Origin of the sequence: Kibdelosporangium aridum (genome assembly GCF_900176515.1) — a bacterium.
Classification (GTDB): Bacteria; Actinomycetota; Actinomycetes; order Mycobacteriales; family Pseudonocardiaceae; genus Kibdelosporangium; species Kibdelosporangium aridum.
This window is the reverse complement of record NZ_FWXV01000011.1, coordinates 365075-380045: the sequence shown is the minus strand read 5'-3', so window position 1 is coordinate 380045 and position 14971 is coordinate 365075. Positions and strand designations below refer to the sequence as shown.

The following is a 14971-nucleotide window of genomic DNA, read 5'->3' as shown; positions in this document are numbered from 1 at the left end:
TGTCTGGGACAATGCAGCTGCAGCGACGCCCCGTTTGGGTGTGGCGGGCGTCGTGATCTGGTTCATGCGGGCAGAAGACCCGCTCGGCGAGCGAGTGCCTGGCCACGCGCGCCTGCCTGGTCCAGCAGCGAGGTGATGTACAGATCGTTCACGCGGGTGAACTTGCCGTTCTCGACAAGCAGTTCGCCGTCGACCATGACGTGCCGGGCGTCCCGGCCACGGGAGGTGTGCACGAAGGTGCTCAATACGTCGTGCACGGGCATGGAGTGCAGCGTGTGCAGGTCGAACACTGCGATGTCCGCGGCCATTCCGGGTGCGAGCGTGCCGATCCGGTCCTCGGCGCGCACCGCACGGGCACCGGCCGAGGTTCCCATCGAGACGATCTTCTCCAGCGAGATCGACGAGGGGGAGAGGTGGACCTGGTTCTGCAGCAGGCGGGTCCACTTCAGCTGCTCGACCATGTCGTTGCTGAGGTCGACCATGGGACCGTCGGTGCCGACCGATACGTGGACACCGTTGGACAGCATGCGTGCGACCGGCGTGATGCCACCGCCGCGCGCGGCCTCGGAACTGGGCGTGTGGGCGACTGTGCTGCCTGATGCGGCGATGAGGTCGAGGTCGTTGTCGCGCGGATGGATGGTGTGCGCGAGGATCCAGCGGTCGTCGAGGACTCCCAGGCGGTGCAGGAACTGCAGATCGGTACGGCCGGTCTCCAACACGAACTTGAGGTAGCCGCTGTCGCGGGACATCGTGCCGCCCGCGATGTGCGACGAGACGAAGGTGTCCTTGGCGACTGCCAGCGCGTGGCCGCCGATCACCATCTCCTCGGAGCAGGTTCCCATGTGGACCCAGTGGGCGGTGGCCTCGAGCACGAACCCGACCTGGACGCGGCCATCGGCGTAACCGTCCCACTTCGCGAAGGACTCCTGTGCCGAGGCGTACCCGTCGGACGCGTCGTGCGGCCGGATGACCTTCCCGAAGAACTGCCTGATCCCGGTATCCGCGACGGGCTGGAGGATCGCCTCTTCCTCGGCGAGTGTCGTCTCGTTGACCTGGTGGTTGACCGAAGTTGTCGTACCGCCGCGCAGCATGTCGAGCGACGCGACCTCGCTGGCCAGCCGCAGGTCGTCCACGGTCACGTGCGACTTCATCGGGAAGAGGCAGTCGGAGATCCACTGCTCGAGCAGCATTCCGCCACCAAGGCCCCGTCCGTAGACGTACCAGTCGTGCTGGTGCGTGTTGATCAGCCCTGGCAGCACCAGACATCCGGTGACATCGATCGTGCGGTCGGCAGGCCGCCCGTCTGTGGCCCCGATCGAGGCGATGGTGGTGCCGTCGACGAGAACGTCCGTGTCAGGGAGCAGCTTTCCTTCGGTGAAAACAGCACCACCGGTGAACAACGTCCTCATGTGACACTCCTGATGATCTTGGCGGACCGGACGAACCACAGTGGGATCAACGCTGCCAGCGGGACAATCGTGAACTGCCACAACGCGGCCTGCGTCCAGCCAAGTACGTCCACGAGTTCGGCGAAGACATACCCGGAGACCGCTGCGGGCACGTAGTAGGTGGTCACGAACAATCCTGCGGCGCGGCCGACATGTTCGGGCCGGACAGACCGTTGGATTGTGCTGTTGCAGTTGGTGAACAACGATCCGAGGCCGAATGTGGCCATGATGAACGAGGTGACGTAGTGCCACGTCGGCGTGTCCGCGCCGTTGAACACAAACCACGCGGACACGGCCAGCCCAGCGTACGTCACGAGAAGTACCTTGCGCGGGTCGAACCGGTCGGCCAGCCATCCCGACAACAGCGAGGTGGCGGCGCCCGCTCCGATCAGGCTGGTGGCCAGCGCGGTCTGCCCCGGAGTGACGTGCAGCTCGGTCCGCAGGTAGGTCGGGTACAGCCCAAGGAACCCGTACACCGTCAGCCCACCCGCGGCTGTGGCGACGGCCAGCAGCCTTGTGTTGCGGTTGTACGGCGACGCCGGAAGGTAGTCGTAGTTCACGGTTTCCCGTTGTGCCGCACCGGCAACGGCCTCGGTGAGCCGACGTCCGACGAACAGTCCGATGAGGACGGCGAGCAGCAGCCCGACGGAACCGAAAGCGATGAACGGCGCGTGCCATGTGCCGTACGAGCCGGCCAGGCTGGTTCCGATGATCGGACCGAAGAACACCCCGGCACCGAACGCGAACCCGAACAGCCCCAGCATCAGCGACCTGCGCACGAAGAAGAACGCGCCGATCGCGGCGTACAGCGCGGTCGCCTGCATCCCCTCGCCGAATCCCGACACCAGCCGGTAGACCGCCATGTCGGCGAATCCGGTCGCGGCCGGTGTCAGCAGCGTTCCGACGGAGTAGATGACGATACTGATGACCAGCAGCGTCTTGCGCGACACGCGATCCGCGAGATACCCCGCAGGCAGGCCCGCGCCTGCCATGCCGAGCGTGAACCCGGTCGCCAGCAGGCCGCCTTCCGACAGCGAGAAGCCGTACGTGGTGCGGATATCGGGCAGCAGCGGGTAGAAGACCTGCCGGTCCATCGCGTTGATCATGAATGACACGGCCAGCAACGTGAATCCGGCGATGACCACGAGTGGCGGGACGGGTGTCGCCGGTCGAGCGGTGACGGATGAGGGTTCGGTGCTGGCCATCCTGACCTCCTGCTGCCGAATGCGAACGATTGCATAAGGTAGGACGGCAAGCGGGTGCCGTCAACACCTTTGAGTCGACGCGGCTGCGCTGCCTGCCGATCGCCATCCATTCAGCCAGCTCGGTGAAGAAGTCTCCTTTATCAGGCAATCTTGAGTCATGTAGTCACATCTCATGACTATTATGCCGATGTTCGGCCGTTCCGGCTTGACGGGCGGGTGTCGCCACGTGCACAGTGCATTCGATTGCATTCCTGTGCTTCGAGCGAGGGGTATGACGAATGGTGAACCCGCACGAGACCACGATCGGCTGGATCGGCGCAGGCCGGATGGGAGCCGCGCTGGTGAAACGCCTCATCGACGCGGGGTACGACGTGGCGATCCACAACCGGACGCGCGCCAAGGCCGAGAACCTGGGCGCGACGGTGGTGGATCGTCCGGCTGATCTCGCTGACCGCGATGTCGTGTTCACAATGGTCTCCGCGTCCGCCGATCTGGAGCAGGTGACGTCCGGGAAGGACGGTCTGTTCACTGATCAGGGCAAGGCTCCGGGGATCCTCGTCGATTCGTCCACTGTGTCCACTGCGGCTTCGGCGGCGGTGCGCGTGGCGGCGGCCAAGCGGGGGACCACGTTGCTGGCCGCGCCGGTGAGCGGCAACCCGAAGGTCGTGAGCTCCGGCAAGCTGACCCTCGCGGTGTCCGGTCCCCGGGATGCCTTCGACACCGTCCAGCCATTGCTGGAGCGCCTCGGCCGCGCGGTGACCTACGTCGGCGAGGACGAAGTGGCCAGGCTAGTGAAGATCTGCCACAACGTCTTCCTCGGCGTGGTGATCCAGTCGATGGCCGAGATCACTGTGCTGGCCGAGAAAGGGGGTGTCAGCAGGGCGGCGTTCCTGGAGTTTCTCAACCAGTCGGTGATGGGTTCGGTGTTCAGCCAGTACAAGACACCGGCACTGGTCAATCTGGACTTCACCCCGACGTTCACGATGCCTTTGCTGCTCAAGGACTTCGACCTCGGATTGGCCGCCGCGCGTGAGCTGGAGACGCCGATGCCGGTCGCGGCGGCCACTGCGCAGCTGGTCGCCTCGGCGGCCGGAGCGGGCTTGGTGGACCAGGACTTCGCGGTTCTGGTGCAGGAGCAGGCTCGCCGCAGCGGCCTGACGCTCGAGCCCGAGAACGCGGACGTGACCGACGGCCTGGACTCGTGAGGAGGGACGAACGCGTGTCCGGTGTGCTTGAACCGATCCTGCCAGCCGGTGGTCGCGGCCCGCTCCTGCGCACTCAGTCTGTGCATCCGGCAGCACGGAGATCAGTTACGGATCGTCGCTTGTCCTGGGCCGGCGGCCGCCCAACTGGCAAGGAGATTCATGGCTCGCCGCGACGGTGATTCGGCCTCGGTCGTGTAGATGTACAGGGTCGTGTCGGGATCGCCAGGCAGCGCAAGGGTTTCGTATTCGACGGTCAGGTCCCCGACGATGGGGTGACGCAGTCGCTTCGAGCCGTGGGTGCGCTGGTGGACCCGGTGCTGCTCCCACCACTGGTCGAACTCGCGGCTGTGTTCGCGCAACTCGGCCACGAGATCGGCTGTGGCGCGGTCATCGGAGTCGCGGCCGACCTCGAATCGGAGGCTCTCCACCGCGGCACGGGCCTGGTCCTGCCAGTCCACGAACAGTGATCGCGCGTCCTGGCTGAGCAACATCCAGCGGGCGTAGTTTCGTTGCCTCGGCGGCAGCTGGTCGAAGTCGGCGAACAATGCCTTGGCCATTCGGTTTGCGGCCAGGATGTCGGTACGGCGGCCAAGGACGAGTGCGGGTTCGCCGTCGAGGGAATCGAGAAGTTGATAGAGCCCGGGACGCACTCGTTGGACGTCACGCGCCCGTCGAGGGGCGGAAGCCGTCGTCAGCCCGAAGAGGTCTTCGAGGTGTGCACGTCCCGCGGCGTCGAGTCCGAGAGCGCGGCCGATCGCCTCGACCACGGCAGCGGAAGGTGTGATGCGCCGGCCTTGCTCGAGACGGGCGTAGTAGTCCGTCGACACTCCAGCCAGCAGCGCGACTTCTTCACGGCGCAGGCCGGGCACGCGGCGCACCCTGCCGTCGGGCGGCAGGCCCGCTCGTGCCGGGTCGATCTGGCTACGGGCTCGTCGCAGGAAATCAGCGAGCTCGCGGTTGGTTTTTGCCACGGAAAGCATTGTCGCCGACATCGTCCGGTTGTGAGTGGACCTGTGCGTCCTAGGTTGCCCAGTCCGAGGCCGCGCAGGGCGCGAGATGGGCGTCCACAGCGGCTTTTCGTGCGCCAGCCTTGAGTCATGCCAGTACCGGATATCGCCCGGTGCTCTCCCGCAATTCCTGACTTGAGGATGACAATGAGTTTCCCAACGGATCGACCCGCGACCTGGTTCGTCACCGGTACTTCCCGCGGCCTGGGCCTTGAGTTGGTCAAGCAGCTGATCGAGCGCGGCGACAACGTCGCCGCGACGACACGCTCAACCGAACGGTTGCGCTCGGCACTCGGCGACGGCATCGACACTTCACGGCTGCTGCCGCTCGCTGTCGACCTGCGCGACGACGAGTCTGTCGCACAGGCCGTGCATCAGACGGTCGAGCGCTTCGGCGGCCTTGACGTCGTCGTCAACAACGCTGGCTACGGCTTTCTGGCCGCGGTGGAGGAGACCACAGATCGAGACGTGCGCGCCATGCTGGACGTCCAGGTCGTCGGTGTGTGGAACATGTTGCGTGCCGCCGTGCCGGTTCTGCGCAGGCAGAACAGCGGCCACATCGTCAACGTGTCGTCGATCCTCGGGCTGACCGCCGTCCCGGGGTGGGCGCTCTACTGCGCGGGCAAGTTCGCGCTGGAAGGCCTCAGTGAGGCGCTCGCCGCCGAGGTCGCCAGCTTCGGCGTCAAGGTCACCATCGTCGAACCCGGCTATTTCCGCACCGACTTCCTCACCAAGGACTCGCTCGCGTTGCCCGCCGCCACCACGGATGCTTACCCGGCCATCCGTGAGATGACCTCGAACCACCTGAGCCTGCAGGGCAACCAGCTCGGTGACCCGGTCAAGGGCGCGGCGGCGATCATCGGCCAGGTCGTCAGCGGGGCCGGCCCGCTGCGTCAGCTGCTCGGCTCGGACGCGCATTCCTACGCCACCGCCAAAGTCGATGCCCTGCGCGCGAACCTCGACGCCACAACGCAGACCGCCGCCGCCACCGACTTCCGCACGGCCTGAAGTTCCGCCGGGGTTCGTGGTTGACAAGTCACTGATCCGCCCCTTGGGCCGTGGGCAGTTGGCTAGGGCGTTAGCATGCGCGGCCATGACACGTCGTTGGGTTGTCTCGATCAGCACCTTGTCCTTTTTAGCCGTCGGCTGCGCGGCGAATGAAAACCCACCCGCTGCGCAGCCGCCCGCGGCCAACAGCAGCTCCACATCCCTCACGACCTCCAATACAGGACAGCAATCGGCACCGATCACGGCAGCGTGTCCGTTGCTGTCCAACGACGACCTCACTCGACTGCTCAACAACGGCAAGGACGCCAAACTCACTCCCACTGAGCGCAAGCCCGAGGACGACGACGGCAACAAGATCTACCGGTGCGCCTACACCCGGGGTGGCAACACCGCACTCGAACTCATCGCCAGGGAGTTCCCGGCGACCAATGGCCGCAGTGCGGCTTCCGCGATCGACTCGATGAGCCAGGCTGCGAAGTCCAAACCCACTCCGGTGAGCGGAGTCGGTGAGACGGCGGTGTTCTACGAGACTTCCGACGGCACTGGTGTGCTGCTCGCCGGTGCCAAGCACTCCGGCGACAACGTTCGGCTGATCGCGTTGACCGGGCCGAAAGTCCTGCCGCAGCAGAAGCTCACCGAAGTCGCGGCCGCCGTCATGGCTCGTTTGTGACGCTGCACGTCCGATCGATGAACAGCGCCACGCGGTCACGTCACCCTCCGGTGCCTGCCTGCGCCGGTTGCGTTGTCTCGTCGACAACCGGCGGCTTGAGGAAGCTGGTGGCCCAGGCGACCGGGATCGTGAGCACTGCGATGACCAGGCCGGTGATCACCGCGGCGGCGGCGGTGAAACTGCCGACGGCCACGCCACCGGCGAACGATCCCACGGCGATGCCGACGTTGGCCGCGGAAGCGGGTAGCGACTGCGCCAGTGCGCCGCCAGGGCCAGCCAAGCTGATCACGCGGTACTGCAGCGACGGCACCATGCCGAAGGCGAACAACCCCCACGCCAACATCACCAGCGCCACCAGGAACGGGACGGTCCCGACGAAGTAGAGCGCCAGCAGGCAGACCGCGACGCCGACGCTCGCGACGACCAGGGTGCGTGCGGCGTTCTGGTCGGCGAACTTGCCGCCACCGAACGACCCCGCCGCCGTGGCCACGCCGTAGGCCAGCAGGAACACGCTCAGCAGCGCGCCGGAGACACCGGTGACGCTCTGCAAGAACGGCACGATGTAGGTGAATGCCGCGTACAGTGCCGCGAACACGAGGAAGTTCAGCACCAGAACAGCGATCACGCGCGGGGCGAAGGCGTATTTCGCTTGGTTGCCCGCGCTTTCGCCGATGCTTGGCGTCGATGGAACCAGTGCCAGCGTGGCGATCAGCGTGATCACGGCGAGTACGACGATGGCGGTGAACGAGCCACGCCAGCCAAGTGCTTGGCCGACCAACGTGCCCAGCGGCACGCCCAGTGCGGCCGACACCGCGACACCGGAGACGATCAGCGCGATCGCCCTGCCGATGCGCTCCGGCGGGACGACTGCGATGCCCGCTGCGAACGCGGCGGCGATGAACAGGCCCTGCAGCGCGCCGGTGAAAACCCGTGCCGCGAGGAACACGCCGTAGCTCGTGGTCAGCACCGCGACCAGATTGCCCATGATGAACAGGACAAGCGTGCCGACGAGGACGGTGCGCTTGTTCAGCCTGATGGTCAGCGCCGTCAGGATCGGGCCGCCGATGGCCAGGCCCAGCGCGTAGACGGTCACCAGCGTGCCTGCCGCGGGAATGGAGACGTGCAGGTTGGCGGCGATCAGGTCCAGCACGCCGACGACGAGCAGTTCGGCACTGCCCAGAACGAACATTCCCGAGAACAGCGTGGCCAGTGCCAGGTTCGTCCTGGCAGCGCTCAGCGCCATCTGTGGTGTGCTCATGTCCAGCTTCCTTGTCACGCGGAATGGTCTTAAGTGGACGGTGATCAGCTCGCGAGTACGGGCGCGACACCGAATGCCGGCACCAGGCTCGGGTCGTGGAACGCGGTGATCCGGGCGATCCGGTCGCCCACCAGGGTCAGGACCTCGATGCCGTGGGCCTCGTATCGCCCATCGGGTGTGCGCTCGTAGGCGACGAAGGCGGGCTGGCTGTTGGCACGCGTGGGCACCAACCGCCACTGGTCCTTGCTGCGCAGCACGCGGCTGGCCAGGAAACCGACCACGGCCTGCCTGCCGGTGAACCAGGTCGGGATCGGCGGCATCTCCAACTCGGCATCGGCCCGCAACAAGCCCACCAGCGCGTCGGGATCGGCGTGGGTGAACGCGTCGACGTAGCCGTCGAGCAGCGTCCGCTGGGTTTCCCCGTCCGGCTCGGCCAGTTCGTCCTCGACGGGTCCGGCCTCAGCCAGCCGGGTGCGGGCCCGGCGCAGTGCGCTGTCGACAGCGGCGCTCGTCGTGTCCAGCATCTCGGCGACCTCGGAGGTCTGGAACGCCAGCACATCGCGCAACGTCAGCACGGCCCGCTGCCGGGCAGGCAGCAACTGAAGGGCTGCGATGAAGGCGAGCCGCACTCCAGTTCTGCCGGCCACGATGGTCGCCGGATCGTCGGCCCCCAACAGCCTGTCGGGCGCCGGCTGGAGCCACGGCACCGTCGGTTCACCGGGCGCCACAGCCACCCGGTGATCGTCCGAAGGGGCACCCAACCCGGAGGGAAGTGGCCGCCGGGAGCGCCTTTCCAATGCCGTCAGGCAAGCCATGGTGGCGATCTTGTACAGCCATCGCCGTACCGAGGAGCGGCCTTCGAACCGGTCGAACGCACGCCATGCTCGCAAGTAGGTGTCCTGCACCAGATCCTCGGCATCGTGGATCGAGCCGAGAATCCGGTAGCAGTGCGCGAGCAGCTCCGGTCGCAACGGCTCAGTCAGTGCGGCGAATTCGGCATCCGACGGCATCGCGTCTCCAGTGGATTCGGTGACGTTCACGGTGGACAGCGGTCAGCTGATCGGACGCATCCCGGCTGCCACCGCTGCGGCGTGGTGGTCTGATTCGGTCGAGATCAAGACCAGCCGAGGCAGGAAAACCCGTCGCACCCGGCGGCGACCGTGATGTGATGCCCGTCACGGGTCGGCACGTCAACGGGCGGACACGGGTGAGGCGGGATGCTAATTCGTGTGACAGGGAGTGCCTGATGGGTGATGGTTGTCGGGATGGATGACGATCTTGCTGTGCTGCGGCGTGCCCGCATGCGATGGAACACGCCACTGTCGGTGGCCCATGCCGATGTGCTGCTGGATCGGCTGCACCTTGACGCCGGTGCGCAGGTGGTCGATCTGGGTAGCGGGTGGGGCGAGCTGCTGATGCGTGCGGCGGAGCGGACGCACGGCGTACGGGGCTTGGGCGTGGATACCGACCCAGTGGCGTTGGAGCGTGGACGGCTGCTGGCGCGGGAGCGTGGCCTGGCAGAACGGATCGAGCTCGTCCAGGCTGACGTCTCGACCTGGTCCGGGACTGCCGAGCGTGCCCTGTGTATCGGTTCCTCGCATGCGTTCGGCGGTACCCGGGCTGCGCTGGAGGCCTTGGCGTCACTTGTGCCGTCTGGTGGACGAGCGTTGTTCGGCGATGGCTTCTGGCAGGCATCGCCCAAGCCTGCCGCTGTGGAGATCTTCGGTGACCAGATCCTCACGCTGCCCGAACTGGTGGACAGCAGTCGCTCGGCGGGCTGGCGGGTCCTCCACCTGAGCACCGCGGACCAGAGGGAGTGGGACGAGTTCGAGTCCTCGTCACGGGCCGGCTGGCAGGAATGGTTGCTGGCCAACGGCTCCGATCCACGGGCTGGGGAAGTGGGCGAATGGCTCGACACCCGCGAACGTCAGTACATTCAGGACTACCGAGGTGTTCTCGGCTTCGCCTACCTGGTCTTGGCGCACTGATCGCCCAGCAACCGGAGATTCACTCGACGTAGATGTCCGTGGTGGTCGCCCCCGTCAGATCGGTTCCGGTGAGCTCAGCGGACCGGATGACCGCGTGGCTCAGGTCGGCTCCGCTGACATCGACGTCGGCGAATGAGCCGCGGCCGATGGAGACACGCTGCGCACGGGCGTCTTTCAGCGACGCACCAGTCAGATCACACCGCCAGAGTTCGGCTTTGACGAGGACGGCCTCGCTCAGATCGGCCGCGGTCAGGTCACAGTCGAACAGCCGGGCGCCGGCGAGGTCGGCGCCGGTCAGGATGGCGCGGTCGAGACGGCAGCCGGACAACGTCGCCTCGAACAGGGTGACGCCGCGCAGCACGGCCCCCGTCAGCTCCACATTGGACAGCTCGGCCTGGGACAGGTTGGCGTCCGAGAGATCCGCCCCGGACAGGTCGACATCGCTCAGCCGGAGCGGACGGCCGGCGGCCGGGTCGTCGAGCCAAGCCGCGTGCTCGGCGAGTTCACGTTCGATCATTGTGCGCGGATCCGTTCCACTCCCGGCGGAAGGAACCGGATCTCGGCGTGCGTCCGTGTCCCCAGCTGCTGGGTGACCAGTGTCCGCACCGCCGCTTGATCCCTCATGCTCATTCCCCGCAGGTCGCCGAGACAGGGCCGTCCGGCCAGCGCCTCACCGGCGATCAGGTTCGCCGTCGAGTCGACCGTCGAGCTCGGCCCGATTCCCTTGACGCTCCACGCTACGCCGGCGCCGTCCAGCACATCCGTGCCGGGTGCCGTCGACCGGGAGACCGGACCGGTCAGCACGCCGGATTCCTCCGCGGCGATCGCCTGGCGCGCCTCGGACACCCGGTACGTGCCGATGTCGGGGTCGTAGGCGATCTCCTTGTGCCGCGGGTTCGCGTTCAGCCAGTCCAGGTCGTCCTGGCTGATCCGGCGGCGATGGGTGCCTGCCGCCAGCTCCCGATCGACCCTGGCGATGCCTTCCTGGATCTCGGCCTGCCTGGCCTGTTCGGCCCGTGCGGCCCGGTTGGCCTCAAGACGCTCACGTGCGGTGGGCGGTCGGCCCGGGCCCAGCTGGCGTTCCGGCGGAATCGTGGTCGGCTCGCCCGCGGGCAACTGGCGCGGTGCGGCAGAGCTGACGTCGTCGGCGTTCTGCAGTACCTCGTCTGTCTGCTGGGTGATCTGCTGGACCACCACGCGCTCGCCGTCGTCCAGTTCGCTCTCGACCGAACGCACCGCCGCCCGCCAGTTCGTGTACGACGTGCGGAAACCGTTGACGATCTGCCCCATGCTGATCGCCAGGCGCGCGAAACCGTACATCGCCGTCGCGCTGTGCACGATGTCGACGTAACGCAGGAATTCCCGGCCGGAGTCGCCGAAGCGCTCGATGATCTCGCCACGGTGCTCGTTGATCACTGTCGTGATCGTGCCGAGCACGAACGCGGCTCGGTCGGCCCACAGCAGCACGCGTGCCGCCATGCTCGCCTCGACACCAAGGCCGACAAGGGCACCCGTGCCCAGTGTCAGCCCGATCCCGGCGATCTCGGCGATCTTGGTCAGCGTCTCGGTGTCGTTCTGGTGGGAGACCTGTACGAGGAACAGCGCGGGCCGGTAGACGACCTCACCGCCGAGGTCGTAGAACTTCACGCCGACGATTTCGTTCTCCGGCAGCACTATACCGCCGATGAACGCCTCTCGCGGCACCGTCGAGACCTCGTCGGCGAACATCCGCGTGCCCAGTACCCGGACGGGTTGCTTGACCCAGACCTGACCGCCGTCCCGGCGTTCGGCCATGATCGGCGCGTCGTCGAGCACGGTGATGCCGGACGACCGGAACGGGAAGACCTTGCCGTTGAGCATCTGCTCCTGTGCCTGAGCTGGATCCGCACCCTGGGACTTGACCCGGAGAATCCGGTCGCTCTGCGTCCGCTCGTCGTCGCTCAGGTTGCCCTCGGACAGCTCGTCGTACATCCGGTCGAGCAAGCGCCTGCCGCTTTCCGACCCGGCGATCGCCACCAACTGGTCGTTGCTCGCCGCCAGCATCAGCTCGAGGGACACGTCGTCGCGGTTGTGCCATCCCAGTTCGCCGAGTACAGCCTGGACAAACTGGTGTTCCCCGCGTACCGCTCGGGCCAGCAGCGCTCTGCCGAGATCGTCCTCGGCGAGGTTGCCCCAGCTCGTGTGCTCGTCGATCAGGTCGCTCTCGGCTGACCGTTGCACGCTCAGATGCGCCGCGACAGCACGGTTTCCGGCCGTGCGCTGCAGCCACAGCATGTGGTCGGCACCAAATCGTGGCCCTGGTGGGGCCGAGGAGTCACCCACCGGCTCCGACTCGTGGGACAACCGTTTGGCCTGCCGCTCCCGTCCAGGCACAGCCCCACGATTCCACGTGTCACAGCGTTATCGCGGGCGTGGGCGAAACACGGCCCAAAAGGGCGGCCCTGGTGGGCGTCGCTGTGAGAGGTCACCAGTCGGCCACCTACAGCAGTTTGTCCTGTGTGATGGGCAGGTCACGATGGGTGGCCGCAAGGATGATGGCAAAGTGGGCCAATGCGCTCGCGGACATGCGATGGTTTGGCGCGTATCGCCACCCCTGACTCCTGCCCTTAGAGACTTTCGCCGTAGTGCTCAGGCTTCGTGGAAGGTCACGTGCAGCCGGCTGAGGCTGCGGGAGGTCACGGTGGGCTGGTAGTGCAGTTCGTGGTCCACTGTGTACTCGGGAAACGTGCGGGCCAGTTCTTCGAAGGCGATCTCGGCTTCCACACGGGCGAGTGCGGCGCCGAGGCACGTGTGTATTCCGTGGCCGAAGGCCAAGTGCCGGTTTGGTGAGCGGGTGATGTCCACGTGGTCGGGATGCTCGAAGAAAGCGGGGTCCCGATTGGCGCCGTACTGCACGAGCAGGACGCGGTCGCCCTGTGCGATCCGGCGGCCGCCGAGGTCGAGCGGATGTTTGGCCCATCGCGCCTGGGCGCGAACCGGGCAGTCGAACCGTAGTATCTCGTCCGGCGCTGTGCGGGCGAGCTGCGGATGTTCGCCCAGCAGCCGCCATTGGCCGGGAAACTGGTCGAACGCGACGATTCCGTTGGCGAGCAGGTTCGTCGTCGTCTCATGGCCTGCGAACAGCACCGCGATCACGTGCGCGACGATGTCGTTGTCGGAGCGGGGTTCGGTGCGGCCGGCGGCGTGAATCATGCCGGTGATCAAGTCTTCTCGGGGATCACGGCGACGGCGTTGGACGAGTGGGCGGATGAGCTCGACCAGGTCGTGCATCGCGCGCTCGCCGTTGCTCATCCTCGCTGGATCGTTGCGCTGTCCGAAGATCACGGCCGCCAGCTCCTGCGAGCAGTTGCGGACGACCTCTCGTTCCTCTGCGGGAACTCCAAGGTATTCCGCGATCACGGCGAGGGGGAGCGTGAACGCGAAGCGAGCCAGGAAGTCAGCGCTGGGTTCGTCACGCAGGCCGGGGATCAGCGACCGCGTCAACTGGCGGATACGCGGCCGCAGCCGCTCGATGCTGCGTGGTGTGAATGCCTTCTGCACCAGGCCACGCATATGGGTGTGCTCCGGCGGATCCTTCCACACGAAGAACTTCGACAGGACGCTGAACAGGTCGGACGACGTCTTGAGATCTTTGCCGAACGGTCCCGCGAAACGATCGGAGGACAGTCTCGAATGATCACGGAAACCGGTGAGCACTTCCGCGTATCCGGTGACGACCCAGCCGTTCCAGCGCTTGTTCCAGTACACCGGATGGACGTCGCGCATCCGCCGGTAGAAGTCAGACGGCCGGTCGACAGCCTCCGCGCACATCAGGTCGTCGAGATCAGCGGTCTCCGGCACGGGTAGTCCCAGGTCAGCCACTGCCGAACTCCAGGTGGAGTAATCACGTCTGCTTCGTGCTCACGTAATTCTACTGCGAGGTCAGATCTGAGTCGTACAACGACGTTCGCCGGGAGTGCGCCGAGGACCGCCAAGGGATGGAGTTGATATTGCGGGAAGATGGCGCGCGTGACAGTTCTTGAGGAGGGGACTTCGATGGCGTGGCTTGACCGTGATCGAACGCCGGTGCGGTTCGCGATAGTGACGTCGGTGACGAGCGGAGTCATACTGGCAGCCATCGTGAGGATATTCCGAACCGGTGTTCCTGAAGGAACCGTCCTGATGTGGTTCGCGCTTGCGACCGGTGGCGTCGCGGCATTCTCCTGGGGCGCGTTATCGATGATCCGTCGTGCGCGGAAACGTTCGAGAAGGGCCTTTCTGCTCACGTCGGCGTTCAGTCAGAAGTACTACGTCGCGGATTTCGTTCAACGCGTGCAGAGCGAGCTCGACAGCGAAGGCATCGACCTTGTGCTCAAGGTGCCGGACCGGGACTACGACGCGAGTGCGCAGTCCCACCACCTGGGCAGACTCCAGGACAGGCGACGTGAGTACGTGGGTGGGATCATCTTCGCCGGCGAGGTGCAGCGGCTGCGCGACGACCTGCTGGCGTTCTGCCGCGATTCCCGGTTACCGGTCGTCTTCACCGATATCGAACCTTTCGACAAGGCGGCCGACTATCCGCACAACAGCGCGTACATCGGATACGACACGGGCGAACTCGGTGAACTGGCCGGTCAGTGGCTGGCAAGGCGCCTTCGTGAAAAGCGGCGACCGCGTGTCCTCATCATCGCCAGCAGCGAACACAGCAACCGGCAGGAGCGATGCGAGAAAATCCTGCGTAAGAAATTGTCGGACGTGATGATCACGACCGACGATCGATGCGGTTTTGTACGTTCTCGCGCATATGACGCTGTACGCGCTCATGTCAGGCAAATGGACTCACACGAGTGCCTCGACGCGATCTTCTGTACCAACGACGAGATGGCTTTGGGCGCCGTCGACGCCCTGTCGAGGTCCTCCCCAGTCACCCGGGACACTGTCGTGATCGGTGTCGACGGAGTCCTGGAAGCGAAAGCGCTGATCGACACCGCGGACAGTCCGCTGCGCGCCACTGTCGTCCAAGACACCCATCGCCTGGCGGGGTGCGTGGTGGACCTGCTGGTCAAGATGCATCGTGGTCGTACGGTGCCGACGCGCACGATTCTGAACGGCGAGATCTACGAGGCGAGTTGACGATCGGGTCCGAAGTGGACTGACGTCGGCCCGAACCAGCGCGGAGTGTGAGGAATCGCTGCCAAAGCCG

Annotated in this window: 13 protein-coding genes; 5 read left to right on the top strand and 8 right to left on the bottom strand. The window is 66.1% G+C overall.

The window, feature by feature from the left end; all coding sequences use genetic code 11:
• Positions 1 to 62: 62 nt before the first annotated feature.
• Together B9C43_RS44410 and B9C43_RS44405 are read right to left on the bottom strand one after the other, a co-directional pair.
• Entirely contained in the window at positions 63 to 1409 is a 1347-nt protein-coding gene (locus B9C43_RS44410; protein WP_084433375.1) for an amidohydrolase family protein, read from the bottom strand.
• On the bottom strand, positions 1406 to 2653 hold the full coding sequence (locus B9C43_RS44405) for an MFS transporter (protein WP_084433374.1): 1248 nt from the start codon (positions 2651 to 2653) through the stop codon (positions 1406 to 1408). Before B9C43_RS44405 ends, B9C43_RS44410 begins: the two co-directional genes overlap by 4 nt.
• A gap of 278 nt (positions 2654 to 2931) precedes the next feature.
• Between B9C43_RS44405 and B9C43_RS44400 the strand changes: the two genes are divergently transcribed.
• On the top strand, positions 2932 to 3858 hold the full coding sequence (locus B9C43_RS44400) for an NAD(P)-dependent oxidoreductase (RefSeq protein ID WP_084433373.1): 927 nt from the start codon (positions 2932 to 2934) through the stop codon (positions 3856 to 3858).
• A 101-nt stretch (positions 3859 to 3959) separates the two neighbouring features.
• On the opposite strand, the gene B9C43_RS44395 is transcribed toward B9C43_RS44400, so the two are convergent.
• Positions 3960 to 4829, bottom strand: a complete 870-nt coding sequence (locus B9C43_RS44395) for a helix-turn-helix domain-containing protein (protein WP_033383847.1) — start codon at positions 4827 to 4829, stop codon at positions 3960 to 3962.
• A 183-nt stretch (positions 4830 to 5012) separates the two neighbouring features.
• On the opposite strand from B9C43_RS44395, the gene B9C43_RS44390 reads away from it, so the two are divergent.
• Together B9C43_RS44390 and B9C43_RS44385 are read left to right on the top strand one after the other, a co-directional pair.
• Positions 5013 to 5873 (top strand): SDR family NAD(P)-dependent oxidoreductase, encoded by an 861-nt coding sequence (locus B9C43_RS44390; RefSeq protein ID WP_084433372.1) that lies wholly within the window; start codon positions 5013 to 5015, stop codon positions 5871 to 5873.
• An 85-nt stretch (positions 5874 to 5958) separates the two neighbouring features.
• Positions 5959 to 6543, top strand: a complete 585-nt coding sequence (locus B9C43_RS44385) for a hypothetical protein (RefSeq protein ID WP_143447032.1) — start codon at positions 5959 to 5961, stop codon at positions 6541 to 6543.
• Between the two features lie 40 nt (positions 6544 to 6583).
• Here the strand turns inward: B9C43_RS44385 and B9C43_RS44380 are convergent, their stop codons facing one another.
• Positions 6584 to 7801, bottom strand: a complete 1218-nt coding sequence (locus tag B9C43_RS44380; RefSeq protein WP_084433370.1) for an MFS transporter — start codon at positions 7799 to 7801, stop codon at positions 6584 to 6586.
• A gap of 44 nt (positions 7802 to 7845) precedes the next feature.
• On the bottom strand, positions 7846 to 8841 hold the full coding sequence (locus B9C43_RS44375) for a sigma-70 family RNA polymerase sigma factor (protein WP_235039216.1): 996 nt from the start codon (positions 8839 to 8841) through the stop codon (positions 7846 to 7848).
• Positions 8842 to 9066: 225 nt separating this feature from the next.
• On the opposite strand from B9C43_RS44375, the gene B9C43_RS44370 reads away from it, so the two are divergent.
• The gene (locus B9C43_RS44370; RefSeq protein WP_033383827.1) at positions 9067 to 9789 is read left to right on the top strand and encodes an SAM-dependent methyltransferase; all 723 of its coding nucleotides are present in this window, start codon (positions 9067 to 9069) and stop codon (positions 9787 to 9789) included.
• 19 nt (positions 9790 to 9808) lie between these two features.
• Here the strand turns inward: B9C43_RS44370 and B9C43_RS44365 are convergent, their stop codons facing one another.
• The 3 genes from B9C43_RS44365 to B9C43_RS44355 form a co-directional block, all read right to left on the bottom strand.
• The gene (locus B9C43_RS44365; RefSeq protein ID WP_084433368.1) at positions 9809 to 10306 is read right to left on the bottom strand and encodes a pentapeptide repeat-containing protein; all 498 of its coding nucleotides are present in this window, start codon (positions 10304 to 10306) and stop codon (positions 9809 to 9811) included.
• Positions 10303 to 12162, bottom strand: a complete 1860-nt coding sequence (locus B9C43_RS44360) for a hypothetical protein (RefSeq protein WP_143447031.1) — start codon at positions 12160 to 12162, stop codon at positions 10303 to 10305. Before B9C43_RS44360 ends, B9C43_RS44365 begins: the two co-directional genes overlap by 4 nt.
• Positions 12163 to 12417: 255 nt before the next feature.
• Positions 12418 to 13650 carry a cytochrome P450 gene (locus B9C43_RS44355; protein WP_143447030.1) on the bottom strand — a complete coding sequence of 411 codons (1233 nt, stop codon included), beginning with the start codon at positions 13648 to 13650 and terminating at the stop codon, positions 12418 to 12420.
• A gap of 300 nt (positions 13651 to 13950) precedes the next feature.
• On the opposite strand from B9C43_RS44355, the gene B9C43_RS44350 reads away from it, so the two are divergent.
• On the top strand, positions 13951 to 14901 hold the full coding sequence (locus B9C43_RS44350) for a sugar ABC transporter substrate-binding protein (RefSeq protein WP_235039215.1): 951 nt from the start codon (positions 13951 to 13953) through the stop codon (positions 14899 to 14901).
• Positions 14902 to 14971 lie beyond the last annotated feature (70 nt).